The following is a 26,841-nucleotide window of genomic DNA, read 5'->3' on the forward strand; positions in this document are numbered from 1 at the left end:
GGCTCGCTCTGATGTACACAAACCCGGGGCCACCGATTGCAGCCACGGGAATTGGTTATTCGGACCAGCTGATTTGGGTCAGGTCGATGGCAGCGGTGGGCGCATTTTTCCACAACCCCTGCACACCCGCCTTGGCGACCCCCAGCTTGGCCAGTTGGAACAGGTAACCGTTGACAAAGTCATTGGCGATCAGGCGCTGCATTTCACCCAGCAGCTTTTTACGCTCGTCCGGGTCGGTCGTTCCATTCAGGATATCCATCAGCGTCTGCGCATCCAGGCTATCATACTGGAAATAATAGTCAGGGCGCGCGTAGATGCCGATATCCATCGGTTCGGTATGACTGACGATGGTCAGATCATAATCCTTGCCCTTGAAAACTGTTTCCAGCCACTGCGCCCACTCCACGTTGATGATCTCGGCCTTGATGCCGACTTCGGCCAACTGCGCGGCGACGATCTCACCCCCGCGTCGGGCATAGGATGGCGGTGGCAAGTGGAGTGTGGTCTCAAACCCCTTTTCATAGCCCGCATCGGCCAGCAGTTCGGCGGCCTTCTTCGGGTCATAGGCCGAGGTGCCAGTCAGATCGACATAGGCCGGGTTATGAGGCGCAAAATGAGTACCGATCGGGGTGCCGTAACCAAACATCGCGCCATCAATAATCGCTTGCCGGTCGATGGCATGGGCCAGCGCTTGCCGCACGCGAATATCGTCAAAGGGCGGTTTCTTGTTGTTGGTCGACACGATGGTTTCGCCTTCGGTCGTGCCAACAAGCACCTGAAAGCGCCGATCGGCCTCGAACTGAGGCAGGTTTTCAGGCGCAGGAAAATTGTCAAACACGTCCACATCCTCGGCCATCATCGCAGCAAAAGCGGCGGTCGGGTCCGAAATGAACTTAAATGTGGCTGTCTCTAACGCAGGCTGATCACCCCAGTAATTCGGGTTTCTGTTCAGCGTAATGCTGTCGCCCTGCATCCAGTTGCCAAAGGTGAAGGCACCGGTGCCCACGGGGTTGGTCTTGATGGTGTCGATACTGTCTGCCGAGACGATCACTGCATCGCCCCAGGCCATATTGAACAAGAAATTCCCGGTAGGCTCGGACAGGGTAACCTTGACCGTCAGAGGATCGACAACCTCAACGCTTTCAATGGCTGCAAACAGCGCCTTTTGCGCATTGGCACTGTCTTCGGCCGTGGCACGATCCAAGGTGAACTTGACGTCTTCGGCGTCCATGGTGGTGCCATCGTGGAACGTGACGCCATCATGCAGCTTGAATGTATAAACGGTACCGTCCTCGGATATCTCCCAGCTTTCGGCTAGGCCCGGCACGACCGAACCATCCCCCATAAACCGGGTCAGACCCTCGAAGATATTTGTGTACACCACGGAATCGATCGCCTGCGCCGCAGCACTTGTGGGATCCAGATGCGGGGGCTCAAGCTGCATCGCGATGGTGATATCGGACTTGGCCAAGGCCCCGGTAGCAAAGACGCTGGCCCCCAGCGCCAGTACAGATGCAAATGATCGCAACGTCTGCATGGTTAAAAATCCCCCCGTCTGAAATAGCTGAACCCGCTGTTTTACGGGCGTTTCTTTAAACAATGTCCCCTTAAATCTCGGGTCAATCAAGGGAATGTTCGCGCAACCGGGGTTTCTATAACCATGTGCAATCTGCTATGCCGCGCTGCAACATGAACCCCGGAGGAGCGACCATGAGCGCCACCGCCCGTAAAAAAGCCCCAAATGCCGAGGACATTCGTGCCCGAAAAGGCACGGAACCACTGGTCAGCCTGACCGCATATACTACGCCGATGGCGCGGTTGATGGATGCCCATTGCGATTTCGTTCTGGTGGGCGACAGCGTCGGCATGGTGTTGCACGGGCTGGAATCGACCCTTGGTGTGACGATGGAAATGATGATCCTGCACGGTCAGGCCGTCGCGCGCGGTCTGGAGCGGGCAATGATGGTCATCGACATGCCCTTTGCCAGTTACGAGGAAAGCCCCGCACAAGCTTTTCGCAATGCCGCCCGCCTTATGGCGGAAACCGGCGCGGGGGCGGTCAAGCTGGAGGGTGGCGTCGAGATGGCCGAAACCATCCGCTTTCTGGTCAAGCGCGGCATCCCGGTTATGGCGCATATCGGCCTGACGCCGCAATCGATCAACACGCTAGGTGGGTACAAAGTTCAGGGCCGTGACGAACAGGCCGAAGCCGTTCTTGCCGATGCCCGCGCTGTGGCCAAAGCTGGTGCGTTTTCTGTAGTGCTTGAGAAGGTGCCGCAGGGTTTGGCCGACCAGATCACGGCCGAGGTCGCTATCCCGACCATCGGCATTGGTGCATCTGCTGGGTGCGACGGGCAGATTTTGGTGGTGGATGACATGGTCGGCTTCTTCACCGCCTTCAAACCAAAATTCGTAAAACGCTATGCCGAGCTGGGCCCGCAAGCCGAGGCCGCCATCGCCGAATACGCCGCCGAAGTGCGCGCCCGCGCCTTTCCTGCCGACGAACATGTCTTTGCCGATCAGGCTCCTTCCAAAGGGCCCAAGGCATGACTGCCCCTATCCTGCGCCGCCTGTCCGAACTGCGTGCACTGACTACAAAATGGCGCCGCAATGGTGAAACCATCGGCGTGGTTCCGACCATGGGCGCGCTACATCAGGGGCATCTGTCGCTGGTCGAGGCCGCAAAGGCCGGCACCGACCGGGTGATCGTGACGATCTTTGTGAACCCCAAACAGTTCAATAACCCCGAAGATCTGGCCAAATACCCGCGCACCGAACACGAGGATGCGCAAAAACTGGCCCCTTACGGTGTCGATGTGATCTATGTTCCCGAACCCGAACAGATCTACCCGCAGGGCTTTGCCACCAATGTCTCTGTGACCGGCCTGACCGATGTGATGGAGGGTGAGTTCCGCCCCGGCCATTTCGATGGCGTCGCCACCGTGGTTGCGAAACTATTTCTGCAAACGCAGGCAGATCGAGCCTATTTTGGGGAAAAAGACTATCAACAGCTGATGATCGTCCGCCGCATGGCTCGCGATCTGGACATTCCGATCGAAGTGATCGGCTGCCCCACGGTGCGCGAGCCCTCGGGTCTTGCGATGTCATCGCGTAACCTGCGTCTGTCGCCCGATGGGTTGGCGATTGCTGCCAATAAGCATCGGATCATGCAGGGGATAGCCCAATCGCTGAAGGCCGGGACCACGTTCGATACGCTGGCCGCAAAAGCCGAGACCGACCTGCTGGCGGCAGGGTTCACTCAGGTGGAATATGTGCAGCTGCGCTGCGCCGAAACGCTTGAGCCTCTGATCCACGCCAGCCGCCCCGCGCGGTTGTTTGCAGCGGCCTGGGCGGACGGGGTGCGGTTGATCGACAATATTCCTGTCTGAACGCTCTGGTCCGATTGTCGTTGTTTGCGCTAAAGTCCTGCAAAACCAAACGGGAGGGGCGCGAGGAATGACGTATATTCTCGCCATTGATCAGGGCACCACTTCATCACGAGCCATTTTGTTCGATGCGGAAATGCAGCGCGCTGGCACCGCGCAGCACGAGTTCACGCAGCATTTCCCGCAAGAAGGTTGGGTTGAACACGACGCCGAAGAAATCTGGGACAGCGTTCTGCGCGTTTGCCGCGAGGTCATGGAGACGACCGGCGTCACCCCCGACCAGATCGTCGGGATCGGCATCACCAACCAGCGTGAAACCACCGTCGTCTGGGACCGCGCCACCGGCAAGCCGATCCACAATGCCATCGTCTGGCAGGACCGCCGCACCGCCGAGATTTGCGCGCGCTACAAGCAAGCCGGATGCGAGGATGACGTCACCGCCCAGACCGGTTTGCTGCTCGACCCGTATTTCTCGGGCACCAAGGTCAAATGGCTGCTGGATACCGTGCCGGGCGCACGCGACCGCGCCGAAGCCGGAGAGTTGATGTTCGGCACCATCGACTGCTTTCTGATCTGGCGACTGACTGAAGGGCGCAGCCACGCAACTGACGCCACCAACGCCGCCCGCACCTTGCTGTTCGACATCCATAAAGGTGAGTGGAGCGCAGAGATCTGCGATCTGCTGGACGTGCCCTTAAACATGCTTCCCGAAGTGCACGATTGCGCCTCGGATTTCGGGAATACGACCCTATTAGGGGGGAATATCCCGATTCTGGGCGTAGCCGGAGATCAGCAGGCTGCCACAATCGGGCAGGCCTGTTTCCAGCCGGGTATGATGAAATCGACCTATGGAACGGGTTGTTTCGCGCTGTTGAACACGGGCGACAAACCGGTTGAGTCGAATAACCGTCTGTTGACGACAATTGCGTATCAACTGGACGGCAAGCGCACCTACGCGCTGGAAGGGTCGATCTTTGTGGCCGGGGCCGCAGTGCAATGGCTGCGCGATGCGCTGCAGATCATCGAGTCGGCCCCGGAAAGCGGTGAACTGGCGCAACAGGCCGATCCGAACCAACACGTTGTTTTGGTACCTGCCTTCACCGGGCTCGGTGCGCCATATTGGAAACCCGATTGCCGTGGCGCCGTGTTTGGTCTGACCCGCAATTCGGGCCGCGCGGAATTTGCCAAGGCCACTCTGGAAAGTATCGCTTATCAAACCCGCGATCTGTGGCACGCCATGCAGGGCGACTGGGGGGCCGAAACCGACGTGACCCTGCGCGTGGACGGAGGTGCCAGCGCCTCGGACTGGGCCATGCAGGGGCTGTCGGACTACTTGGGCGCTGAAGTGGACCGCCCGGTCATGCAGGAAACCACCGCCCTTGGCGCAGCGTGGCTGGCCGGGATGCGGGCGGGTGTTTATCCGGATCAGCAGGGATTTGCGGAAACCTGGGCACTGGATCGCCGGTTCGAACCGAAACTGTCCGCCGAGGATCGGGACGCCGCCTATGACCGCTGGAAACGCGCCGTTTCGGCGGCCATGGCGTTCTGAAACCGGTGAAGGATCAGCTGTGGTCCTTCATCAGCCGCTGCTTCTGACGTGACCAGTCCCGCTTGGCCTGAGTCTCGCGCTTGTCGTGCAGCTTTTTTCCCTTGGCGATGCCAATCTTCAGCTTCGCCCGGCCCTTGTGATTGAAATACAGAACCAGCGGCACCAGCGTCATGCCCTTGCGCTGAGTCGCGTTCCACAGGTTCGACAGCTCTTTGCGCGAGACCAGCAGTTTGCGGCGGCGGCGTTCCTCGTGTTTGAAGACCTTCGCCTGCTCGTAGGGCGCGATATAGCTGTTGATTAGCCACAGCTCTCCGTCATCAACCGAGGCATAGCTCTCGGCGATGTTTGACCCACCCGCGCGCAGGGATTTGACCTCGGACCCCTCCAGCACGATGCCGCACTCGATATCCTCTTCGATCGCGTAATCGAAGCGCGCACGCCGGTTCTCGGCGATGACTTTGTAATTCGGGTCAGTCTTTTGCTTTTGCTTGGCCATGACGCGTTGATTTAGGCGGCTTGGGCGGCCCTTGCAAGCAGAGGATGTCAGGATGAGGCCGAGATGATCAGATCAGGGCCAAAAATCGTGTCGGCGTGATTATGCAAGTAAATCTTCAACCACGGTGTGAACCGATCCGGATGGCGCTGCACCTCGGCCAGAAGATCGTGGTAATCGACCCAGCGGATATCCATGACTTCGTCCGGGTTAGGCTCGATTTTTAGCGGGCCGCGGACATGCGCAAGAAAGATGTCGACGACTTCGTGTTCGATCATGTTGTTGCCGACATCAGCGTGGTATTCCAGCCGGTGCCGGTATTCAGGGTACAGACCGGTGATACCCAGTTCCTCTCGCAGACGACGCACGGCGCATTCCGAGGGCGTCTCACCCCAATCCGGATGAGTGCAGCAGGTATTCGCCCACAAGCCTGGCGTATGGTATTTTCCCAAGGCCCGGCGCTGCAGCAGAATCTCAGTGCCACGGACAACAAAGACCGACACCGCCTTGTGCCGGAGGCCCTTTTCATGCGCCTCAAGCTTGTCCACGGGGGTCAACTCGCCATCAACCCAGGCCGGGATCATGATTCCCATCTGTCGTCTCCTGCTGCCGATCCGCCAAAGCGGCGGGATGTACGGAATTGGCTGCCGCCGGATCGGCTTGGCTTTGCGAAATCATGCAAAGACATGATGAACCGCGCATCCTCAAGGTGGCGCTGATCCATCCGGTTATCAATCGCACGAAAGGCCGCAGGGGCTGCGGCCTTTTGTAACTTCTCTATTGAATGTGTTTCAGGCGTTATTCGCCAGACACGCTGACGATATAGGCGTAAACGTCCTCGGCGCCCGACTTCAGCTTGAAGGTCATTTTTGACTTGGCAGCGGTGTCATCCAGATAGGTTTTCAGGAAACCTTTGGGGTCCTGCGCGTATTCGACAAAGGTGGTTTCATCCCAGATCAGACCGTTTTCACCTGCGGCCACGATGCTGTCACCGTATTTGAAGCCTTCGACGGTGCCCGCAGTACGGCCAGCAACGCCATACAGGTTAGGCCCGGTCTTGCCACCTTTGACGATCACTTCGCCAGCAGGGTCAGCGATCAGGTGGCAGGATTTGCATTTGTTGAAAGCCTTCTTACCGGCTTCGGCATCACCTTCAGCATAGGCGGGAAGGGCCAACAGGCCGACGATTGCGGTAGCGAGGATGCGATTCATAGCTTTTGCTCCGATACAAATTTGGCTGCACCGAATGGACCGTCGGCGCAAAAAAGAGTCAACGCGCGGATTGCCGCGCGGGCGCACTGTGCCACTGCGGCATATAGGCCGTCCTTAACTTAAGTCATGTGGAGCGGACCAGCAGGGCAAAAGATCACCTGCCGCCGGTGTCGCCAGATAGATCGCCCGCGCGATGGATCTTGCCAAACAGATCGCGGCCGCATGTCCGATCAGCCCAAGCTCGGCTTCAGCATTCACCGACTGTGCGCCGGTACTAACGCCAAAGACCAGATCTCCATCGCCCGGTGTGTGTGCGGGCAGGATGGCACGGGCGATACCGTCATGGGCAGCCACCGCCAGCCGCTGGCACTGCGGCTTTGAGAGGACAGCATCAGTGGCAACGATGGCAATAGTGGTGTTACCTTTTTCAGGCTGAGCCAATCGCATGGCTTGCGCCTTGCGGCTCGGCGCGGGCATACCCAACCCGGCGCTGGAATCAGGCCCTAACCCGCCGAACTCACCGTCGAATTCGAACGGCGCGGCCCAGAAATGGCGATCTCCCGGCGTGGTCACGCTGCCCAATGGATTGGCGGCAACCAATGCCCCAACGGTCACGCCCGAATCCAGAACCAGCGAGGCGGAACCCAACCCGCCCTTGTGCCGAGCAGCCAAGGCCCCGGTCCCTGCACCAGCGGTTCCCAAATCGAAGTCTTCGGCGGCTTGCTCGAAAGCCGTTTTGCCCAAGGCGCGATAGGGGTTTTCATCCCACCCCTTATCGCCACCATTCAACAGGTCAAAAAGGATTGCACCCGGCACGATCGGCACAACCGCGTCACCCACCAAATACCCTCTGCCCTGAGACCGCAACGCATCCGACACGCCAGAACAGGCATCCAACCCAAAAGCAGAGCCACCGGACAGGGTAATGGCGTCGACTTGCGCGACTGATTTATCCGGGGCCAGAAGATCGGTTTCCCGCGTACCTGGTGCGCCACCCATGACGTGCACGGAGGCCGTGAAAGCCTGATCCGAGGTCAGAACAGTGGTGCCGGATTTCAAAGCCTCGTCCTGCGCATTGCCGACCAGAAGGCCCGGGACATCGGTGATCAGGTTTTTGGGTCCGGGGGTCATTTCAACCTCAGGCGCGTTGGCAAGAAAGCGCGCAGGCGCGCTGCCTCCGGCGGGGATATTTTTGGCCAGATGAAGACCGGATCAGATACAGCGGCCACCGTCGACCTCCAATGCTGTGCCTGTGATCATGCTGGCCTCGTCCGAGCACAGGAAACAGGCTGCGTTGGCCATATCCTCAGGAGTAGAAAAACGGCCCATAGGGATAGTCGAAAGGAACTTTGCGCGCATCTCGGGCGTGTCCTCGCCCATGAACGATTTGAGGAGCGGCGTTTCTCCGGCTACTGGGCAAATTGCGTTTACGCGCACGCCGGACGGCGCAAGCTCCACAGCCATCGCCTTGGTCGCGGTGATCATCCAGCCCTTGGAGGCGTTGTACCAGTTCAGGTTTGGGCGCGGCGATAGGCCCGCCGTCGAGGCCACATTCAGGATCGCACCTGCCCCTTGTGCCTTCATTGTGGGAACCAAAGCGCGGGCGGTCAGGTAGACCGATTTCATATTCACGCTGAAAACGCGGTCGAAATCTTCTTCTGTTACATCTTCCAGCGGCATTGGCAGATGAGTGATCCCCGCATTGTTGACCAAAATGTCCAGATGCCCGAACCGATCCATCGCGATATCGGCCATGGCCTGTACCGAAGCAGCATTCGCCACATCAACCATATGAGCAACCGCATTCGGGCCAAGTTGATTGGCCTGCACTTCGGCTGCATCACCGTTGATGTCGGCGATCATGACCCGCGCACCTTCGGACAGGAATTTCTGCACGATCCCGGCACCAAAGCCCGACGCACCTCCGGTGACGATTGCGGTTTTTCCCTCTAACCTCATGATCTTGCTCTCCCCTACAAGACCAAAGTAGCAAGGACCCACGAAGTTTCCAGATCAATCTTCCGAGACCTTACCGCGCAGCGCCTTAACATCCGCGCGCGCCTTTTTCGCAGCCAACCGCCGTTTGACTGAGCCGTAAGTGGGCTTGGTAGCGATCCGTCGCTTGGGTTTAACCAATGCTCGGGCAATCAACTCTGCCAGCCGAGAGCGGGCAATTTCGCGGTTTCGGGCCTGGCTGCGGGTTTCCTCACACTGAATGATGATCGCACCATCCTTGGTCCAGCGCCGCCCGGCCAGTCGTTTCAGCCTGTTTTTGACTGGATCGGGCAAGGAGGGCGAGCGCGCAGCCTCGAACCGCAATTCTACGGCGGTCGAAACCTTGTTGACGTTCTGCCCGCCGGGACCGGACGAGCGCACAAAGCTCTCGGTCATTTCCCAGTCTTGCAGGGCGATATCATCGGTGATGCGCAACATGGGTTAGACCTTATCCGGCACGGGCAGAAACAAAAAGGGCCGCCCCGGCGGGACGGCCCTTCGAAAGTATAAGGAGGTCGGGTCGGTTAGATCAATCGACCAGCCGGAGCGAGCGCTCCGCCAAGGGCTGCCTTAACAGGCGATCCCCCCGGTTGTTCCGACACCTCTCTCCAATCTCTTTCTCGACACTGGATCACCTCCTTTTCTATCTGTTGCGGTTAACTTTGAGCCTGACACAAGATGCGCCATTCTCAAAGCACTTTTTTACGCAGGCTGAGCGGTCAACCGCGCAACGATCACCTTGAACGGAATCAACGCGATCAGCGCCAGCGACAGTTTCACCAGCCAATCGGCAAAGGCCAGCGTTACCCACAGAGGGGCCATCGGACCGGTCAGCATGAATGGCACAGGTTCCCACGCCCAGTTGATTGCGGCGTCTGCGTTGGCGCCGAAGAACGTGACCGAAGCCGAGAATGCGATGGTGAAGAACAGCGCGGTATCCAGCGCCGAACCGACCAAGGTTGAAACCAGCGGCGCGCGCCACCAACGGCCACCACGCATCGCGTTAAACACGGTGACATCGGTCAGTTGCGCGATCAGGAAAGCCGTTCCGGACGCGACTGCGATCCGCAGAGGCACGGCGGCATAGGTAAAGCCATCGCCCTGCAGCATGATCTGGCTGCCGACCAGCGAGCAGACGATACCAGTGACAAACCCGGCAAAGACGACCTTGCGGGCCGGGCCTACGCCATAGACGCGGTTCATGATGTCTGTGACCAGGAAGGCCAGCGGATAGGTGAAAGCACCCCAGGTCAGCAGACCGTCAAGGATCAGGAACTGGACCAGGATGTTTGAGGCCACAACAATGGCGGCCATGGCAATGATGCCGGGAATAAAGCTGCGTTGCATTTTCAGATGCCCGTTTTGACAAGGTAGCGGCGACTTGGCCCCGGGCTCATCCCAAGGCAAGCCGTGCGTTTAGACCTTTGGCTGACCCGAGTCAATCAGGCAGAAGGTATTCCACCAATTCGGTACGCTGCAGGGCCATGAAATTATCATCCGAGACCATCGTGGCCCGCAGCCGCCCCTGATCATCGCGCCAGACGGACAGCCCTTCAAGGTTGTCATGCGCGCCAGTACCGGTGGTGAAAAGAGTTTCCTCGGAAATTGGTTCACCCTTTGTGATCTGCCATCGTCTCAGGCGTGACTGAAAGCCGATTAGGGAAAGCTTGCGCTCCAAAACATAGAACCTGCCATCGGGTCCGAAATCCGCAGAGACAGGCAGGAAATCATCTCGCTGTGGCAGCACGAATGGCGTCGACCAGACTTTTCCGTCCCAGCGATAAACCGGGATGTCGCCCTGATCGGTCCGGCTTTTTTCAGGCAGGGTGTATAACCATCCCTTTCCGTCTATTGCCAGCGCTTCGAGTGACCCATTCCCACTTAGACCCTTGAACGCTTTGGGGCGCGGCAACACCTGCGCCTTGGCACCTGGGCCTGCATAGCGGGCTACGCGATGCACTCCTTCGAATGAGATGAAAAAGCCGCCGTCCGACGTGACGGCGATACCTTCAGAGTCCCCCGCTCGTCCAGAAAGGGGACGACCTGTACTGGACAGAACAGGCCAGTTTCCAGTAATCCGAACGCCGGTGATATTATCTCGGTCCCGGGAAATAGCGGCGCGCACCAATACCGCTCGGTCGCTCAGCACGATCAACTGATGACCATCGTCCGAAACGTGCAAAGCGGAATACCCTCCGAACCAGTCGGCACTGTGACGCCAGGCAAAACTGCTCAGGTGTGTTGCCGTCTTGACCTCGACCGCCCATGCCGAAGCAGCCCACAGCAATGCCGTGCTTAGTTGGATTGCAAAACTGAAGCGCATTGCTGAGGCAAATCGGCCAGAACATACTCCCGGCGTTTCTTCGGTGGTGGTGCGTTTGGATCGGGTGGCGGCGGGTTGAGGATATTACGCACCCATTGCTGCGCCTCAGCACAACCATCCCCTTTGGGCGGCGGGTCCTGATTGACACAGCCGCGCGAGCCCTTGGGGCATTTCAAACGAACATGGAAGTGATAGTGATGCCCCCACCACGGGCGAATTTTGCGCAGATAGGCGCGGTTACCTTTCTCATCATTACACATCTGAACCTTGGCGCCGGGAAAAACAAAAATCCGCGCCACACGCTTGTCCTTGGCGGCTTCGCGCAGGACGGCGTGGTGCTGTTTGGTCCAGTTGCCATTCACATAGGCCCCGTTTGCGCGGCGCAGAGAAACCGACGAGATATTCTCACGCGCTTTCCGCGACAGCCGCATGTTGTCGCCGGGCAGCATCCAGATATCGATGTCCAGACCCAGTTGGTGAGAGCGGTGGCCAGATGTCATCGGCCCACCCCGCGGCTGGCTAATATCCCCGATATAGAGACCATTCCATCCTGGCTGTTTGGCCGCGAATTTACTGAGATCCTGCACGTAATCGACCGCCTCTGGGTGCCCCCAATTGCGATTGCGCGACAGGCGCATGGCTTGCCATGTCGGTCCCGTCTCGGGCAGTTGCACCGACCCGGCGGCGCATCCGCGCGAATAACTGCCGAAAGCCGCCGCTTTTTGCTGCGAGCTTTGCTTTTGCGCCCCGAATAATTGCTTGGCCAAGGGCTGCGCCCCTGCGGCACCACCCAATGTCATCGCGGCAATTACTGCCAAAAAACGTAGTAAAATCATCTGCTCTGATCCCCTTCCGGTTTAACCCAGCGCATTAGGAACAGTCCCAGAATAAACAACAGAATGATCGGTGACACCCCCAGACGCGCGCTGCCGGTCATGGTTGTGGCAAACCCAATCAGTAATGGTGCGGCAAAGGCGGTCGCGCGGCCTGACAGACCATAAAGTCCAAAGCTTTCAACCGGGGTCTTGGGATCGGTGTGGCGTACCATCAAGGAGCGACTGGCCGATTGCAAAATGCCTCCCATGCCGCCAATCAGAATACCGCAGCCGAAGAACACCATGTCTGGCAGGCCCGAGCCTTCGGGCAGCGGGAAGCCGTAAATCTGCGTCCGATCCATCGAAACGACCGTGAGGCAGACAAAGATCAGCACCCATATGGCGACCAAAATTACCGGTTTAGGGCCGTACTTTTTGTCCAGCTTACCGCCAACCCACGCAAAGATGGCCGAGGCCAAAACGCTGACAATTCCGAAAACGCCGATCTTGATCAGATCCCACTCCAGCACCAGTCGCGCATAGACACCGCCAAAGCTGTATAGCCCGTTCAGCGCGTCCCGATAGAACATCGAGGACCCCAGGTAAGTGGCCAAACTCACCCGGTGACGCAGCGCTGCCACTGATTTGCCCAGTAACCGCAGCGCTTCACCCAGGCTGCCCTTCTTTTCGGTGTTCGGGTCGTCCCGGACCCACAGGAAATAGGGAACCATAAACAAGACGAACCAACCGGCGGTAAACGGCCCGACAAAACGCGTACCCTCACGCGTCGCGGCCTCCAGCCCGAACAAAGGGTCCATTCCGACCAGCGTCTTACCGTTGGGCTGCTCTACGAATAGCGCCAGCATGATCGCAAGAGACAACAGGCCCCCAAAATAGCCGAAGGCAAAGCCTGAACCTGAAATCTCGCCGACCTCGTTGTCATCGCCCAGATCAGGCAGTTGAGAGTTGATGAAGATCAGCGCATATTCCGCACCCACAAACCCCAACCCAAAGGCCGACAACATCAACCACATGTTCGAGCCATCGGGCAACGTGAACCACAGTGCGGCAGATCCCACCGCATACATGATTGAAAAGGCAAAAATCCACGGGATGCGCCGACCTGACACATCCGCCATCGCCCCCAAGAGAGGTGCGCCGAAGGCAATAATCAAACCTGTAATGGTCAGGCAATTGGCCCAGACCGTCTGCGCCCGCGCCGCGGCGGCCTCGGCATCCAATCCGGTTCCGGCGAAATACCCTGCCGCGACACCGGCGAAATAAGGGCCAAAAACAAAGGTGACCAGAAGCGTGTGATAGGGCTGACTGGCCCAATCGAAAAACCACCAACCCCAAATGCGCCTGCGCTTGGAAAGCTCTGCCATGACCGCCCCTGTTTTTTGTTGCGCTCATAAGACGAACCTTTGACCCATTTCGCAAGCGTTCTGTTGGCGCGGGCTTGCTCTTTGTCGCAGGGGCGCTTACCTCTCGTCCCAACGACTTACCGGAGGCCCCATGCTGTCGCTGATCCAAATTCTGCTGCTGATCCTGGACATTGTCTGGTTCATCATTCTTGCCCACGTGATCATGAGCTGGCTGATCAATTTTCAGGTGCTCAACCTACACCAGCAGCTGGTCGCGCAAATCTGGTACGGCCTGAACCGGATTTTAGAGCCTATCTATGGCCCAATCCGACGCGTTCTACCCAATATGGGTGGGCTGGATCTGACGCCTTTGGTGGTGCTGATCGGGGTCTATGCGCTGCGGATCATTCTGATCAACAACGCGCCCTATTTCTACTGACCTCTTGTTCACCGAATCTTAGTATGTGATTGTCCTGTCTTAAGAGCAGATAAACCTTAAAACAGGGCAACCCCCACATGTTCGACGCCGCGCCTATGCTGCGAGATGTCTTTGGATTCGACGACTTCCGCCCCGGTCAGGAAGAGATCGTCGATGCCGTGACCGCAGGCGAAAACGTGCTGGCGATCATGCCCACTGGCGGCGGCAAATCCCTGTGTTTCCAATTGCCTGCCCTACTGCGCGACGGAGTAACGGTGGTGATCTCCCCCCTTATCGCCCTGATGCGCGATCAGGTCCGTGGATTGCAGGAGGCCGGGGTCGAGGCTGGCGCGCTGATCTCAGGCAACACCCCCGAAGAAACTGATGCCGTGTGGGAAGCATTGGAGGCCGGGCGGCTGAAACTGCTTTACATGGCACCCGAACGCCTAGCTGCCGGGTCTGCCTTGGGCATGCTGCGTCGGATCAATGTCAGCCTGATTGCGGTGGACGAAGCCCACTGCGTCAGCCAATGGGGTCACGATTTCCGCCCCGATTACTTGCGGATCGGAGAGCTACGGCGTGCATTGAACGTGCCGCTGGCCGCCTTCACCGCCACCGCGGACGCTGAAACGCAAGACGAAATCGTTCAGAAGCTGTTCGACGGCACTGCGCCACGCAAATTCCTGCGCGGATTCGATCGACCGAATATCCATCTGGCTTTTGCCGCCAAAGACGGACCGCGCAAACAAATCCTCGACTTTGCCGCTGCCCGCAAAGGGCAATCCGGCATCGTCTATTGCGGCACGCGCAACAAGACCGAAGTGCTGGCGCAGGCCCTACGCGCCGAGGGACACGTGGCTTGCCACTATCACGGTGGGATGGAAGCCGAAGATCGCCGCATCGTCGAATCCCGCTTTGCCCGAGAGGATGGGCTGATCGTTGTCGCCACCGTGGCCTTTGGCATGGGGATCGACAAACCTGATATCCGCTGGGTTGCCCATGCGGACCTGCCCAAATCCATTGAAGCCTATTATCAGGAAATCGGGCGCGCTGGGCGCGATGGCGGCCCTGCTGAAACCCTGACCTTGTTCGGCCCCGACGATATACGCCTGCGCCGCTCGCAAATTGACGAAGGATTGGCCCCGGCTGAACGCCGCATGGCGGATCACGCGCGCCTGAATGCACTCTTGGGATTGGCCGAAGCATTGGTCTGCCGACGTCAGAACCTGTTGGGCTATTTCGGTGAACAGGTAGCGCCTTGCGGCAAATGTGATCTGTGCGATACCCCGCCCGAGATATTCGACGGCACCACACCCGTCCGCATGGCTCTGTCCGCGATCCTGCGCACCGAGGAGTGGTTTGGGGCGGGCCACCTGATTGACATACTTGTGGGGAATGAAACGGATAAAGTTCGCGCCCGTCGACATGACAATCTTTCCACTTGGGGCATCGGCAAAGAATGGTCGCGCCCACAATGGCAGGCGATCTTTCGGCAGATGATGGGGCACGATCTTGTCCGCCCCGACCCCGACCGCCACGGTGCGCTGCGCATGACCGAGGCCGCCAAGCCGATCCTGAAAGGTGAGGCGCAGATCAGTCTGCGCAAGGACACCATCCGCAAGGCCACCCGCCGCCCCGCCGTCAAGGCAATGGTGACCGAGGAAGACGGGCCCCTGCTATCAGCTCTTAAAGCCAAACGCCGCGCACTGGCGGAATCCGCGCGCGTGCCTGCCTATGTCATCTTCCCTGACCGTACCCTGATCGAAATGGCCGAGACCCGCCCCATGACGCTTGACGAGATGGCCCGGATCGGCGGCGTGGGCGCGAAAAAGCTGGAGCGCTATGGCGACACTTTCCTTGAGGTGATCGCTGGTGAGGCCGCGGCCCTGCACCCTGCCCGCCGTAAACTGGCAGGCCGGGATCAAGGCGAAATCTATGACCAATTGCTGGCCGTGCAGAACGATCTGGCGCGAGGGCCGGACGGTATCGACAAGCCGCTGACCTGCTCGGCCTCGCAACTGGCCAAGGTCGCACAACTGCGCCCCAATGATCCGCGCGGGATGGAGCAAGTGCTGGGCGACCGTCGTCACGAAAGGTTTGGTGCCGCATTTCTGGACGTGTTGCGTCAAGCGGGCTAGATACCCAGCATCAGGCAAGGAATGAGGGCGGATATGCTGGTAGTGGTTTCCCCGGCCAAGCGGCTGGATTGGGCAGAACGGGACATTGAGGTCACGCAACCCGACTTTCAGGATGACGCGATCCGGCTATCGAAAACCGCACGCAACCTGACGCTGGGCGATCTCAAGAAACTGATGGACCTCAGCGATGATCTGGCGCGCCTGAACCGCGATCGGTATCGTGCGTTTTCTGACGCTCCCGACGCTAATTTGACCCGCCCGGCGGCGCTGGCCTTTGCGGGAGATACCTATCAGGGTCTGGAAGCGGCCTCGTTGGATGCTGATGAAATGGCCTGGGCGCAGGATCACCTGCGTATTCTGTCCGGTCTTTACGGTGTGTTGCGTCCTTTGGACGCCATTCAGCCCTACAGGCTTGAGATGGGCAGCAAGCTGAAGACCCGGCGCGGCAAGAACCTGTATGAATACTGGCGTGACCAGTTGAGCAAGGCCCTGAACGCGCAAGCGGCCGAGGTTAGCTCGGATGTTCTGATCAACTGCGCCAGTCAGGAGTATTTCGGGGCCGTCGACCTGAAGGCGCTGAAATTGCGGGTGGTCACCCCAGCTTTCATGGAAGACAAGGGCGGCACCCCTAAGATCGTCAGTTTCTTTGCCAAGAAAGCACGCGGTGCTATGGCGCGCTATATCATTCAACATCGGCTGTCAGACCCCAAGGGTCTGCTAGATTTCGACACCGGTGGTTATGAATACCGTCCCGACCTATCGGAAGAGGACAAACCCGTCTTCGTGCGGCCCTATCAGGCCTGATCCAGCATTGAAGGGTCATAGGCGACCAGTTCAATGGTGTTGCCCTCAGGGTCTTCGGTGAAAATTCCGCGCCAACCGATCCAGCCGAACTGTTCAACGCGATAGGGTTGGCCCATTTTATCGTACCACCGCATCGCGGCTTCTTGCTCCTCAAACGGCAGCGAGAGCGCGATGTGGTGCAAGGATGATCCGCCCCCGGTCACAGGAGTGCTGTCGCCCGCTGGGTGCAAACCGGGCCGTGGCGCTGCTGTGTGGTGAAACAGAGCCAGCACCTGAGTATGCCCACCAAACCCCTCGGCAACACGAAAAAAGGTAATGGCGGCGTTGTGATCACCAGACAGACGCTGCAGACCAATTATATTTTCATAAAATTCGACCATGGCACCCATATCGGCGCAGCGAATGGCAATCTCGCCTAATGCGCGAGGGTGAAATCCACGGTCTGACATGGGTCCAACCTAATCAGCCTCAGACCCTTCGGCAATCACTGGCAATGCTTCCTTAGGGCGGTGATCCAGAATCATCTGGTGGATTTTCCGTTTTTGCAGCGGCTTGGTCAGGTAATGATCCAACCCGGCCGACAGGATGCTTTGATCATCCCCGGCCATGGCATGGGCAGTCAGAGCGACGATTGGCACGTGCCGCCCTGTTTCAATCTCGCGCCGACGAATTTCGGCTGTGGCCTGTTTTCCATCCATCTTTGGCATCGAGATATCCATGAAGATCAGATCCGGATCGAAGTGCTGATGCTTATCCACCGCCTCGGCCCCATTGCCCGCAAATTGCAGGTCTATGTTCAGGTCCTTGACCATCTTTTGCAGGATCAACTGATTGGTCCTGTTATCCTCGGCCGCCAGCACGCGCATCTGGCGTTGGCCTCCAGCGGCGTCCTTCGAAGAGGTTTCCGGGGCAACTGACACAGTTTCCCGCGGCACCGAAATCTGATCCAACGTGCTGAGGCGCGAATAGAGTTCGGCCCGAGGGATCGGTTTCTGCAGAACTCCTTCAATCAGATGGCGAGCCGGGCTGGCGTGTATGACGCCGGGATTGGCCGACATCACCACCACAGGCAGATCACCCCATCCACGATCTTTCAACGTCGTTGCCAGTTCCATCCCGTCCATATCCGGCAGGTCATGATCGCACAGCACCAGATCGACAGTATCATCAACCGCCGCAAGTGCCTCTCGCCCCGAAGTGCAAACGGTGACCCGTGATCCCAGCCGCCCCAATTGTTTGGTCAGAATAGCGCGGTTGACCGCCATATCCTCGACCAGGAGCACGTGGTGCAGGTGGCCCGCCAGATCGGGTGGCGCAGGTTGTGGGCATTCTGCTGCAGGCAAGGAAACCCGGAAACCAAAGCACGATCCTTGCCCCGGTTCGCTTTCGACCCAGACAGCGCCACCCATCAGGGTGATCAGACGCTTGGTGATGGCCAGACCCAGCCCTGTACCTTCGAATTCACGGTTCTTCTCATCCTCGACCTGATTGAACTCTCCAAAGATGTGCCCGATCTTGTCGGTTTCGATGCCGATGCCAGTGTCCTCGATCGCCACGTGTATATCGCAAACATTAGTTTCAGAATTGGGAACTCCGGTCACCCGGATCAGCACGTGCCCCTCTGACGTGAACTTGACAGCGTTGCTCACCAGATTGGTCAGCACCTGCCGCACACGGCCGGGATCGCCCACGAACAAGGTCGGCAGGAACAGGTCATAATCGACCAGCAAAGACAGCCCCTTGTCGCGAACGCTGGGTTGCAGCAGCATCGCGACCTCAAGGATGCAGCGCTCAAAGTCGAACTGTTCGGGGTGCAGGACCAGCTTGTCGGCTTCAATCTTGGAATAATCCAGCACGTCGTTGATGATCACCAGCAGCGCTTCACCCGAGTTGCGAATGGTGTTGAGATACAGCCTCTGATCCTCGTCCAGAGGCGTTTCCGACATCAACTCGGCCATCCCGACAATGCCGTTCATTGGGGTTCTGATCTCGTGACTCATATTGGCCAGAAAAGCCGATTTGGCCCGGTTCGCCGCCTCTGCCCGTTCGCGGGCGGCCTTTAGCTCGGTTTCCTGCCGGACCGCAGCGGTGATATTCAGACCCAGACTAACCACATCGCCGCCATTGCCGCGCTGGTCAATCATCTTGAAATACTCTCCGTTCCATAGCTTGATCACAACCGAGTCGGGCTGCGGCTGCGCCCAGCGCCTTAACATTCGAGCCTGCCACTCTACCGGTGATTCCGCGCCGATGTCTATCAGCCCCTCTTCGGTCAGAATCTCAAGAATACGGGCATAAGAGATGCCGGGCGCGACCTCATCCAGACCGTCAAACAGGCTGAGATACGTAGCGTTGGCACCAATCAGGCGGCTTTGATCATCAAAAAACGCGAACCCGTCCTGAATGGTCTGCATCGAATGCCACAAACGACGCTCGGCCACTTCGATCTTGGCATTGGCCTCGGTCAGATCGGATTTGACTTTTTCATTCTCATCCCGAACCGTCTCGACCTCGGCCTGGGTTTCGCCGATGCGTTTGGTCAAGGCCATCGCGTGCTGACCCAACTTGCGGTTGGCTGCCGACAGTTCGGCTTGCTTCATCTCCAACAGGCGCTCGGCCGCCAGCCGCGCACGCCGTTCCTGTGCCAGTTTGGTAGCAAGACTCATCTTTGGCGATCCCAGATACTTTGCACCCAGCATCCGAACAGAGCGTGAAGAAGTGTTTAAGCCGTTGCCCCTGCTCCGACGATCATGTCAGGGTTACTGAAAACCGGAGTTCGGCCATGCGACGAAAGACGTACTTATTCATACTCTGCGCCGTCATTCTCGGCTCTCAGGCAGCGGCAGAATGTGCTTCGGACGCTCAGATCGACCAGTACGTGCAGGACTATCTGAACAATACACCCACAGTGGCTTTGTCTGCGGGTGGCAGCATGCAGGACGCGTTGTGCACACAAACCAAAGTGATAGCTGCGTTAGAGCCGCATCTGGGGCCGGTGATCGGCTATAAGGCGGGTCTGACCAGTGCCCCCGCACAGGAACGGTTCGGCGCTTCCGAACCGGTGCAGGGCGTCCTGTTTCGCGACATGATGTTGGATGATGGGGCGAGGGTGCCAATTACGTGGGGCGCGCGCCCGGTCTTTGAGGCCGATTTGGTGTTGGTCGTCGGTGATGACGGGATCAATCAAGCAACAACTCCGGCCGAGGTTATCGCCAATATCGCATCCATACGCCCATTCATCGAACTGCCCGACCTGACACTGGCCAAAGGAGAGCCGATCTCTCCAGTGACCCTGACTGCCATTGGGGTCGCGCCGAAACTTGGCGTATTAGGCTCTGAAATACCGGTAACTGACCCCGAGGCGATGACACACGCTCTGGCGGATATGACTGTAACCCTCAGCGCAGCGGACGGAGAGGTTCTGGCACAGGCACCGGGCGCAGCGGTTCTGGGGCATCCGGCCAATGCTGCCCTCTGGTTGATGTCGAAAGGCATCAAGTTCCAGCCCGGCGACCTGATCTCGGTCGGGTCTTTCGGGCCGCTCATGCCGCCAGCAAAAGGCAAGGGCGGGGCATCCGCCACCTATAGCGGGTTGCCTGGTGACCCTACGGTCAGCGTAGTGTTCGAATAATCACCGCCGTCCTTCGCGTAGCCAACCGCCCAGCAGGAAGCCGCCCGCCAGCACCAGCACCAACCATGGCGGCAACAGCCCGGCCTGTGTGACATCGCGCGTCTCATATGCCTCGCGCGGGGTGAGACCGATCCAGCCCCGCCCCGAGGCCGGGCGCCCGGACCTTACGTTACGGATCGAGGGCAAACCGTCTTCCAACCGCATCACGCCGCCTCGCAACTCGTCCAAAACCGGCTCCAGAATCTCTCCGGTTGCGATGGTGCGTTCGAATTCCTTTGGCGCCGCGGGGCCAAGACCAATCACTGCCATCTGATCGCCTTCCTGAAGGCGATAAAGGCCAATTTCCGGCCCGTAATACAGCACCTCGAACCGACCCGGAGATACCTCCTCCAGCGTGACCTCAAGGTTTTCTCCATTGGGACGGGTGATGGTGACCGGACCGACCTCATCCTCTAATGTCTGGCGGATGATGCGCATGACCTGACCGTTGGCCTCGGCCCACAACGCTTCTTCCTCCAGTTCGGGCTCTTTCATCATCCAATGGGCCAGACGACGCAGCAATTCCAGTTGAGGACCGCCGCCTTCAAACCCCCGGCTCCAAAGCCACGCATGGTCCGAAGCCAGCAGCGCCACGCGCCCCTCGCCCACGCGGTCCAGCACCAGCAAGGGGCGTTCATCCACGCCGGTCATCAACATCTCACCCGTGCGGTGGTTGACGTCGATCTGACGCAACCACGCGCCCCATTCCTCGGATTCACCCAGATCGGTGGTCACCGGATGGCGATGGCCCAAATCGGTGACCTTGGGAACAAACCGTTCTTCGATCACGCGTGCGGTGGGCTGCGCAGGCAGGATGGGCGCCAAGGGAGAACGAAAGATACTGTCAGCACTGGCGAAATCAGGCCCGGCGGCAATCAGCACCGCACCGCCTTCGTTGATATAGTTGGTGACGTTGTCCAGATAGATCGCAGGCAGGATGCCGCGGCGCTTGTAGCGGTCAAAGATGATCAGGTCGAAATCGTTGATCTTTTCCAGAAACAGCTCACGCGTCGGGAAAGCGATCAGCGACAGTTCGTCCACCGGAACGCCATCCTGTTTCTCGGGCGGGCGCAGGATGGTGAAGTGCACCAGATCAACCGAACTGTCGGATTTCAGAAGATTGCGCCATGTCCGCCCGCCGGGATGAGGCTCGCCCGAGACCAGCAACACCCGCAGCCGGTCGCGCACACCGTTCATCTGGATCAGCGCCGTGTTGTTGCGGTCAGTCAACTCGCCCTCGGCCTGCGGCACAGAGAATTGCAGGACGTTGCGTCCACCATGCGGCAGCGTGATGGGCAATTCCACATCAACGCCGATGGGAATGCTGAATTGCTCGGGCTCGGCCCCATCCACCGAGATCTCGAGCGGCGCGGTCGGGGCGCCAATCGGCGCGGCACCACTGTCTTCGACCCGCAGGGTAAGAGTGACGGGCTCGCCGATAATGGCAAAAGCCGGGGCGTTACTGACGATCAGGCGGCGGTCCCAGTCGCTTTCACGCCCGGTCTGCAAAAGATGCATCGGGGCGGGCAAATCGGGCGCTTGATCGACATCGTGTACAATCCCGTCTGAGATTACGAGAATACCGGCGATCCGTGCACGTGGCTCCTCGGCCAGCGCGGCGTTTACAGCGGCCATGACCTGCGTGCCTTCGTCACCATCACCGTCGCCGACCCTTATCCGGCGCAGTTCGGTGTTGTCACGGGCTTCAATCTCGGCTGCCAGTTCTTCAGCCGCCTGCTTGGTCTGCTCAGCACGGTCCGAAAGGGATTGACTGGCGCTTTCATCCTCGATCATCAGAACGATATCTGTGAGTGGCGCGCGATCTTCGATCTGATAGACCGGCCCGGCCAACGCCGCGATCACCACCAAGGCAGCCAGACCGCGCAGGGCCCATCCGGACAGGCCGCGCCATAGGGCAAGCATTACCCCACCCACCGCGATCGACGCGACGATAGCCAGTACGGGCCATGGGATCAGCGGATCAAATATGACGGTTCCTGTCATTGTCCCAACCTATCCAATAGTGCAGGCACATGGACCTGATCGGATTTATAATTCCCGGTCAGCACATGCATCACCAGATTGACCCCAAAACGATTGGCCAGTTCTCGCTGACGTTCACCCGCATAGCCACGCCCGACCGGCAGCAGCGCCTGACCGTTGCGGTCCACCGCCCAGGCCGATGCCCAGTCGTTGCCACCAATTACAACCGGCGTCACGTTGTCGTTGAGATTGCGGAAGGGCATCCCTTCGATCTGTTCCGCATCCAGTGGGGCGGCTTCGACCCAAATCTCGGTACCGGCATAGCGGCCGGGGAAATCCTGCAGCAGGTAAAAAGCACGCGTCAGCACATGATCGCGAGGAACGGGCTCTAATGCGGGGATATTCAGCGGTGCGGCCAGTTGTTGCAACTTGCGTCCATTGGGGCTGGAGGCCCCGAACTGCGCCACATCCGCATCCCGCGTATCAAACAGGATCATACCGCCCGAGCGCAGATACGCATTTAGCTTTGCATAGGCGTCTGCCGAGGGTTGCGGTTGGTTCGGGGTGATCGGCCAGTAGAGCAGCGGGAAGAACGCCAGCTCATCACGCTCCAAATCCACACCAATGGGTTCGGCTGGTTCAACCGATGTGCGATAGAACAATGTCTGCGCCAGCCCGCGCATCCCCGCACCGGCCACATCATCGACCTGCGCGTCGCCGGTCAGCACATGAGCCAAAACCAGTTCATGTGTTGCGTTCAGGGCAAACTCAGTCTCTTCAGGCGTCTGTGCCTGCACCTCGGGCACCAGCAGCATCGCACCCAGAGCGACTGCGGCGACTTTGGCCAACCCAAGGCGACCAGACAATGCCAGTGAGGCAATCACATCAACCGTCAGCAGCAGCAGCGCGAGGCTGAGCAAAATACCCCCGATGGGTGTTTCATTTGTTACTTCCTGACCTTTGATCGGCACACCCGATGGCCAAGCCAACGGGGTCAGCACCGTGTCCTCGGACAACACGTTCAGGGCCAGCTTCTGCTTACCACTTTCATATAGGCCCGGCTGCAAATCCGGGCCGATGGTACCAGAGACCAGCTCAACCCCGTCCACACCAGCCAGATTGCCCGCGTCGGACAGGGTACCAAAGCCGTCCATGACCTGAATCGGTTCCCATGTAGTTCCCTGAAACTGGGCGTCCTCGCGGGACTTCGCAGCCGACGCCACGGCCAGACGGTCCAGCATTTCAACAAATAGACCCGAAAGAGGCAGGCTGGACCATTCCGCATCCGCCGTCACATGGAACAGCACCACTTGACCCAGCCCCAGCGCCTTACGCGTCACCAGAGGAGTGCCGTCCGACAATGAGGCAATCACCCGGTCAGCCAAGTTAGGGTCAGGCTGCGCCATTACCTGAGTGGTGACCGAAACGTCACCAGGAACTTGCAACCCATAGAAAGGCGAGTTTTCGGGGAAAGGCGCCAGCCCCTTGGCCTCACCCCAGCTCATCGCGCCACCGACCGAGCGGCCACCGCTGCGCAGGCGTACCGGCAGCAGCGTATCCTCAGCGTCGCGCCCCAGATCACTTGCGGCCATGCGCGGGCCAGCAAAACGCAGCAGCAGCCCGCCTTGTTCGACCCATTCGACCAGCGCGGACTGTTCTGGGTCAGAAAGCTTCGCCACATCGGCCAGAACGATCACATCCGGGTTCGCGGGCAACACCTCCAGCAATCCACCATCAACGAAATCGGCCGTGGGGATGAGTACCTGAGTCAGGTAGTGCAGCGGCGAAAGCAGTTCCAAACCCTCACGGTTTAGTGTCCCGGCGATCAAGGCGACCTCGCGCCTTCGCAGGCTGTCATCCGTCAGCGTCACCGCGCCTGCCGAGCGTTCACCCTGAAGTTCAAACCGGGTGATGCGGGCACGCAGCTCCGACGGCAGCGCCAGATCCACCTGGGCCAGTGTTTCCCCGGCGGGAAATTCCACCTCGGCCGATTGCAAAACCCGCATCGCACCGGCCGGGTCCCGCCCTTGTGCCAGCACTGTGATGGATTCGTTCGGACCGGGCTCTGCTCTTTGAGCCGTCAATTGGATCACCCCGTCCTGATATGCAGCAGGCAAGATGGCCATGACCGGCCTTGGCGATTGATAAACCGTTACTTCGCCCCGCGCCTGCAGCGCAGTCAGAATCCTGTCATGACCGTCATAGGCCAGTCGATCACTGAACCAATGAGTGTCAAAACCAGCATCCAGTTGGTCTATCGCAGCCAGCGCCTGATCTATCTGCACCTCTGTCGGCTGCCACGGGGTTGGGGCCAAGCCCGGCAAACGCCCGCGCCAGGCTTCCGCCGATTGAAACACCGGTGCTTGCGGCTGGGTCAGGCTTAGGATTGCCACTGTGCGACCCGCCCGTCCGGCCTCGGTTAATTGCACATCGATCTGGTCCAGCGTGGACGACCACTGGCTTGCCCCGGCCCAGCTGGCATCCAGCACCAGCAGCAAAGGTCCGGTGCCGGTCTGTTCGCGTGACGGGTTCAGGACCGGCCCTGCCAGCCCAATGATGATTGCCGCCGCCGCCAGCATCCGTAGCAGCAAAAGCCACCACGGGGTCCGGTCCGAAACACTTTCGTCATCCTTCAACCCTAACAGCAATGTCACTGCCGGGAACAACCTGCGGATCGGCGCAGGCGGCACCGCGCGCAGGATCAGCCACAGGATCGGCAGGGTCAGCAGACCCAGCAGCACCCAAGGCGCGGTAAAGCCGATGCCCGCCAGAACCGTCATCGCGTTCCCCCATCCAGCGCCTGATAGAGCCACAATAGAGCCGCTTGCGCGCTGTCTCCGGTGTGGTGCAGACCCAATTGCCAGCCCGTTGCGCGGCACAGTTGCGTCAGCGCATCCTTGCGTTTCGCAAGACGTTCCAAATAACGGTCGCGCAGCTCTCCGGCCTTAAGGGTCTCGTGACGGGTCGTGCCGCCGACACTCTCAAAGATGGTGCGACCCCGATACGGGAAGGTTTCTTCGCTCGGATCCAGAACCTGCAATAGAACACCCCGTACACCGCGATCAGCGGCTTTGGTCAGGGCCAGCTCGACTTCGTCCATCGGGCCGAGGAAATCGGAAATGAAAACAGCACGGGCATGCGGAATCATGGCGCGGTGTTCAGGCGGAGAATAATCCGTCTCAACATCCTCGGACCACGCTTCTGCAAGCCGAATGATCTGTGCATTGCCGCGCCGGGGCGGCAGGGTGGTACCAGTCAGGCCCACACGCTCGCCTCCGCGCACCAACAGGATGGCGGTCGCCAGCCCCAGCAGGCGCGCGCGATCCGCCTTGGTGGGATGGTTCTTGTCCGACGCAAACCGCATCGACGCGCCCTGATCCACCCACAGCATCACCGATTGCGCGATCTGCCACTCGCGCTCGCGCACGAACTGCTGATCCCCGCGGGCCGAGCGCCGGTGGTCGATCATTCGGCGGCTGTCACCCACCTGCGCGGGCCGATATTGCCAGAAATCATCGCCAAGGCCCGAGCGTCTGCGCCCGTGGTCCCCCAGCAGAACGGTTCCGGCCAGATGTTCGGCACGTGCCAGCAGCGGCGGCAGCCGGGACGCCTCGGCCTCAGATCTTTCACGAAGGGTCAGCGCGGCATTCACGCCGCTGCCTCAGAACGGATCAGACCGGCGGCTGTCGTTTCGATCAGGTCAGCCAGACTGTCGCCGCGCGCGCGCGCCGCGAAGTTCAGCGCCATCCGGTGGCTAAGCACCGGGCGCGCCATGTCCAGCACGTCCTCGGCATTGGGCGCCAGGCGCCCTTGCAGCATTGCCCGCGCGCGGACGGTCATCATCAGAGCCTGCGCCGCGCGAGGACCGGGACCCCAGGCGACGGTTTCGGCGACTCGGTCCGAAACGCCCGCCTCTTCAGGACGGAAGGCGCGAACCAGATCGAGGATCAGTTCGACCACCGAATCCCCCACTGGCATCCGGCGCAGCAGAACTTGTGCCGCCAGCAGCTCTTCCTTGGTGAAAATCTGATGCGCGTCATCTTCTTCGACGCCCGTGGTCGCCAACAGGATATCGCGCTCGGTCTGACGATCCGGGTAGTCCACGTCAATCTGCACTAGAAAGCGGTCCAACTGCGCCTCAGGCAGCGGATAGGTGCCTTCCTGTTCAATCGGGTTCTGCGTTGCGAGAACATGGAAAGGTTCACCCAGCGACCGATCTTCGCCCGCCACAGTCACAGTGCGTTCCTGCATCGCCTGCAGCAGCGCCGATTGGGTCCTCGGGCTAGCACGGTTGATCTCATCCGCCATCAGCAACTGACAGAAGATCGGGCCGGAAATGAACCTGAAATGCCGCGATCCATCATCGGCGGTGTCCAGAACTTCGGAACCGAGGATATCGGCCGGCATCAAGTCAGGGGTGAACTGAATACGGTTGCCGTGCAGCCCCATCACGGTCGACAAAGTCTCGACCAATCGCGTCTTGCCCAAGCCCGGCAAACCGATCAGCAAGGCATGCCCGCCGCATAACAGCGAAGTCAGGGTCAGGTCGACGACCCGTTCCTGTCCGATAAAGCGACGGGTGATCGAGAACTTGGCCTCTTGCAGTTTGGTTTCCAGCGCTTCGATCTCGGACACGAGGTCGGCAGGTTCGGTCATGACTTTCCCTTCCGTGGACTATTATGATTGAAGTG

The 26,841-nt window shown here is 59.4% G+C and carries 24 protein-coding genes; 7 read left to right on the top strand and 17 right to left on the bottom strand.

Annotated features, from left to right (window positions below):
- Positions 1-55 precede the first annotated feature (55 nt).
- Positions 56-1,537 carry an ABC transporter substrate-binding protein gene (locus tag GOW93_RS05515; RefSeq protein ID WP_170382124.1) on the bottom strand — a complete coding sequence of 494 codons (1,482 nt, stop codon included), beginning with the start codon at positions 1,535-1,537 and terminating at the stop codon, positions 56-58.
- A gap of 173 nt (positions 1,538-1,710) precedes the next feature.
- Here GOW93_RS05515 and panB point away from each other — a divergent pair, with 173 nt between their 5' ends.
- From panB to glpK, 3 genes are all read left to right on the top strand, one after another.
- Positions 1,711-2,550: a 3-methyl-2-oxobutanoate hydroxymethyltransferase gene (gene panB, locus GOW93_RS05520; protein ID WP_170382125.1), complete on the top strand. Its 840-nt coding sequence runs from the start codon at positions 1,711-1,713 to the stop codon at positions 2,548-2,550.
- Entirely contained in the window at positions 2,547-3,389 is an 843-nt protein-coding gene (gene panC, locus GOW93_RS05525; protein ID WP_170382126.1) for a pantoate--beta-alanine ligase, read from the top strand. The genes panB and panC overlap by 4 nt, the downstream gene beginning before the upstream one ends.
- Positions 3,390-3,456: 67 nt before the next feature.
- Positions 3,457-4,935 carry a glycerol kinase GlpK gene (gene glpK, locus GOW93_RS05530; RefSeq protein ID WP_170382127.1) on the top strand — a complete coding sequence of 493 codons (1,479 nt, stop codon included), beginning with the start codon at positions 3,457-3,459 and terminating at the stop codon, positions 4,933-4,935.
- A gap of 13 nt (positions 4,936-4,948) precedes the next feature.
- On the opposite strand, the gene smpB is transcribed toward glpK, so the two are convergent.
- From smpB to GOW93_RS05580, 10 genes are all read right to left on the bottom strand, one after another.
- Complete coding sequence (gene smpB / locus GOW93_RS05535) at positions 4,949-5,431, bottom strand: SsrA-binding protein SmpB (protein WP_170382128.1); 483 nt, start codon at positions 5,429-5,431, stop codon at positions 4,949-4,951.
- A gap of 47 nt (positions 5,432-5,478) precedes the next feature.
- Positions 5,479-6,021: an isopentenyl-diphosphate Delta-isomerase gene (idi, locus tag GOW93_RS05540; protein WP_170382129.1), complete on the bottom strand. Its 543-nt coding sequence runs from the start codon at positions 6,019-6,021 to the stop codon at positions 5,479-5,481.
- 205 nt (positions 6,022-6,226) lie between these two features.
- Positions 6,227-6,640, bottom strand: coding sequence for a c-type cytochrome (locus GOW93_RS05545; protein ID WP_170382130.1), 414 nt, complete (start codon positions 6,638-6,640; stop codon positions 6,227-6,229).
- A gap of 114 nt (positions 6,641-6,754) precedes the next feature.
- Entirely contained in the window at positions 6,755-7,771 is a 1,017-nt protein-coding gene (locus GOW93_RS05550; protein ID WP_170382131.1) for a P1 family peptidase, read from the bottom strand.
- 81 nt (positions 7,772-7,852) lie between these two features.
- On the bottom strand, positions 7,853-8,599 hold the full coding sequence (locus tag GOW93_RS05555; protein ID WP_170382132.1) for an SDR family oxidoreductase: 747 nt from the start codon (positions 8,597-8,599) through the stop codon (positions 7,853-7,855).
- Between the two features lie 54 nt (positions 8,600-8,653).
- Positions 8,654-9,073: an alternative ribosome rescue aminoacyl-tRNA hydrolase ArfB gene (gene arfB, locus GOW93_RS05560; RefSeq protein WP_170382133.1), complete on the bottom strand. Its 420-nt coding sequence runs from the start codon at positions 9,071-9,073 to the stop codon at positions 8,654-8,656.
- Between the two features lie 264 nt (positions 9,074-9,337).
- On the bottom strand, positions 9,338-9,982 hold the full coding sequence (locus tag GOW93_RS05565) for a queuosine precursor transporter (RefSeq protein WP_170382134.1): 645 nt from the start codon (positions 9,980-9,982) through the stop codon (positions 9,338-9,340).
- Between the two features lie 91 nt (positions 9,983-10,073).
- Positions 10,074-10,958, bottom strand: a complete 885-nt coding sequence (locus tag GOW93_RS05570; RefSeq protein WP_170382135.1) for an esterase-like activity of phytase family protein — start codon at positions 10,956-10,958, stop codon at positions 10,074-10,076.
- Positions 10,931-11,794 (bottom strand): penicillin-insensitive murein endopeptidase, encoded by an 864-nt coding sequence (gene mepA, locus GOW93_RS05575; protein WP_170382136.1) that lies wholly within the window; start codon positions 11,792-11,794, stop codon positions 10,931-10,933. The genes GOW93_RS05570 and mepA overlap by 28 nt, the downstream gene beginning before the upstream one ends.
- Positions 11,791-13,158 (bottom strand): MFS transporter, encoded by a 1,368-nt coding sequence (locus GOW93_RS05580; protein WP_170382137.1) that lies wholly within the window; start codon positions 13,156-13,158, stop codon positions 11,791-11,793. The genes mepA and GOW93_RS05580 overlap by 4 nt, the downstream gene beginning before the upstream one ends.
- Positions 13,159-13,288: 130 nt before the next feature.
- Between GOW93_RS05580 and GOW93_RS05585 the strand changes: the two genes are divergently transcribed.
- From GOW93_RS05585 to yaaA, 3 genes are all read left to right on the top strand, one after another.
- Complete coding sequence (locus GOW93_RS05585) at positions 13,289-13,576, top strand: YggT family protein (RefSeq protein ID WP_170382138.1); 288 nt, start codon at positions 13,289-13,291, stop codon at positions 13,574-13,576.
- A gap of 77 nt (positions 13,577-13,653) precedes the next feature.
- Complete coding sequence (gene recQ, locus GOW93_RS05590) at positions 13,654-15,693, top strand: DNA helicase RecQ (RefSeq protein ID WP_170382139.1); 2,040 nt, start codon at positions 13,654-13,656, stop codon at positions 15,691-15,693.
- Between the two features lie 33 nt (positions 15,694-15,726).
- Complete coding sequence (yaaA, locus tag GOW93_RS05595; RefSeq protein WP_170382140.1) at positions 15,727-16,497, top strand: peroxide stress protein YaaA; 771 nt, start codon at positions 15,727-15,729, stop codon at positions 16,495-16,497.
- On the opposite strand, the gene GOW93_RS05600 is transcribed toward yaaA, so the two are convergent.
- Both GOW93_RS05600 and GOW93_RS05605 read right to left on the bottom strand, forming a co-directional pair.
- Entirely contained in the window at positions 16,488-16,946 is a 459-nt protein-coding gene (locus tag GOW93_RS05600) for a VOC family protein (protein WP_170382141.1), read from the bottom strand. The genes yaaA and GOW93_RS05600 overlap by 10 nt on opposite strands.
- A gap of 9 nt (positions 16,947-16,955) precedes the next feature.
- Entirely contained in the window at positions 16,956-19,163 is a 2,208-nt protein-coding gene (locus GOW93_RS05605; protein WP_170382142.1) for a response regulator, read from the bottom strand.
- Positions 19,164-19,279: 116 nt separating this feature from the next.
- Between GOW93_RS05605 and GOW93_RS05610 the strand changes: the two genes are divergently transcribed.
- Complete coding sequence (locus GOW93_RS05610; protein WP_170382143.1) at positions 19,280-20,128, top strand: 2-keto-4-pentenoate hydratase; 849 nt, start codon at positions 19,280-19,282, stop codon at positions 20,126-20,128.
- On the opposite strand, the gene GOW93_RS05615 is transcribed toward GOW93_RS05610, so the two are convergent.
- From GOW93_RS05615 to GOW93_RS05630, 4 genes are read right to left on the bottom strand one after another with little or no spacing between them, the layout of a single operon-like run.
- On the bottom strand, positions 20,129-22,171 hold the full coding sequence (locus GOW93_RS05615; protein WP_170382144.1) for a hypothetical protein: 2,043 nt from the start codon (positions 22,169-22,171) through the stop codon (positions 20,129-20,131).
- Entirely contained in the window at positions 22,168-24,930 is a 2,763-nt protein-coding gene (locus GOW93_RS05620; protein ID WP_170382145.1) for a DUF4159 domain-containing protein, read from the bottom strand. The genes GOW93_RS05615 and GOW93_RS05620 overlap by 4 nt, the downstream gene beginning before the upstream one ends.
- The gene (locus GOW93_RS05625) at positions 24,927-25,802 is read right to left on the bottom strand and encodes a DUF58 domain-containing protein (protein ID WP_170382146.1); all 876 of its coding nucleotides are present in this window, start codon (positions 25,800-25,802) and stop codon (positions 24,927-24,929) included. The genes GOW93_RS05620 and GOW93_RS05625 overlap by 4 nt, the downstream gene beginning before the upstream one ends.
- Positions 25,799-26,806 (bottom strand): AAA family ATPase, encoded by a 1,008-nt coding sequence (locus GOW93_RS05630; protein ID WP_170382147.1) that lies wholly within the window; start codon positions 26,804-26,806, stop codon positions 25,799-25,801. The genes GOW93_RS05625 and GOW93_RS05630 overlap by 4 nt, the downstream gene beginning before the upstream one ends.
- Between the last annotated feature and the right edge of the window lie 35 nt (positions 26,807-26,841).

The organism is Ruegeria atlantica (genome assembly GCF_013032455.1).
Classification (GTDB): Bacteria; Pseudomonadota; Alphaproteobacteria; order Rhodobacterales; family Rhodobacteraceae; genus Ruegeria; species Ruegeria atlantica_B.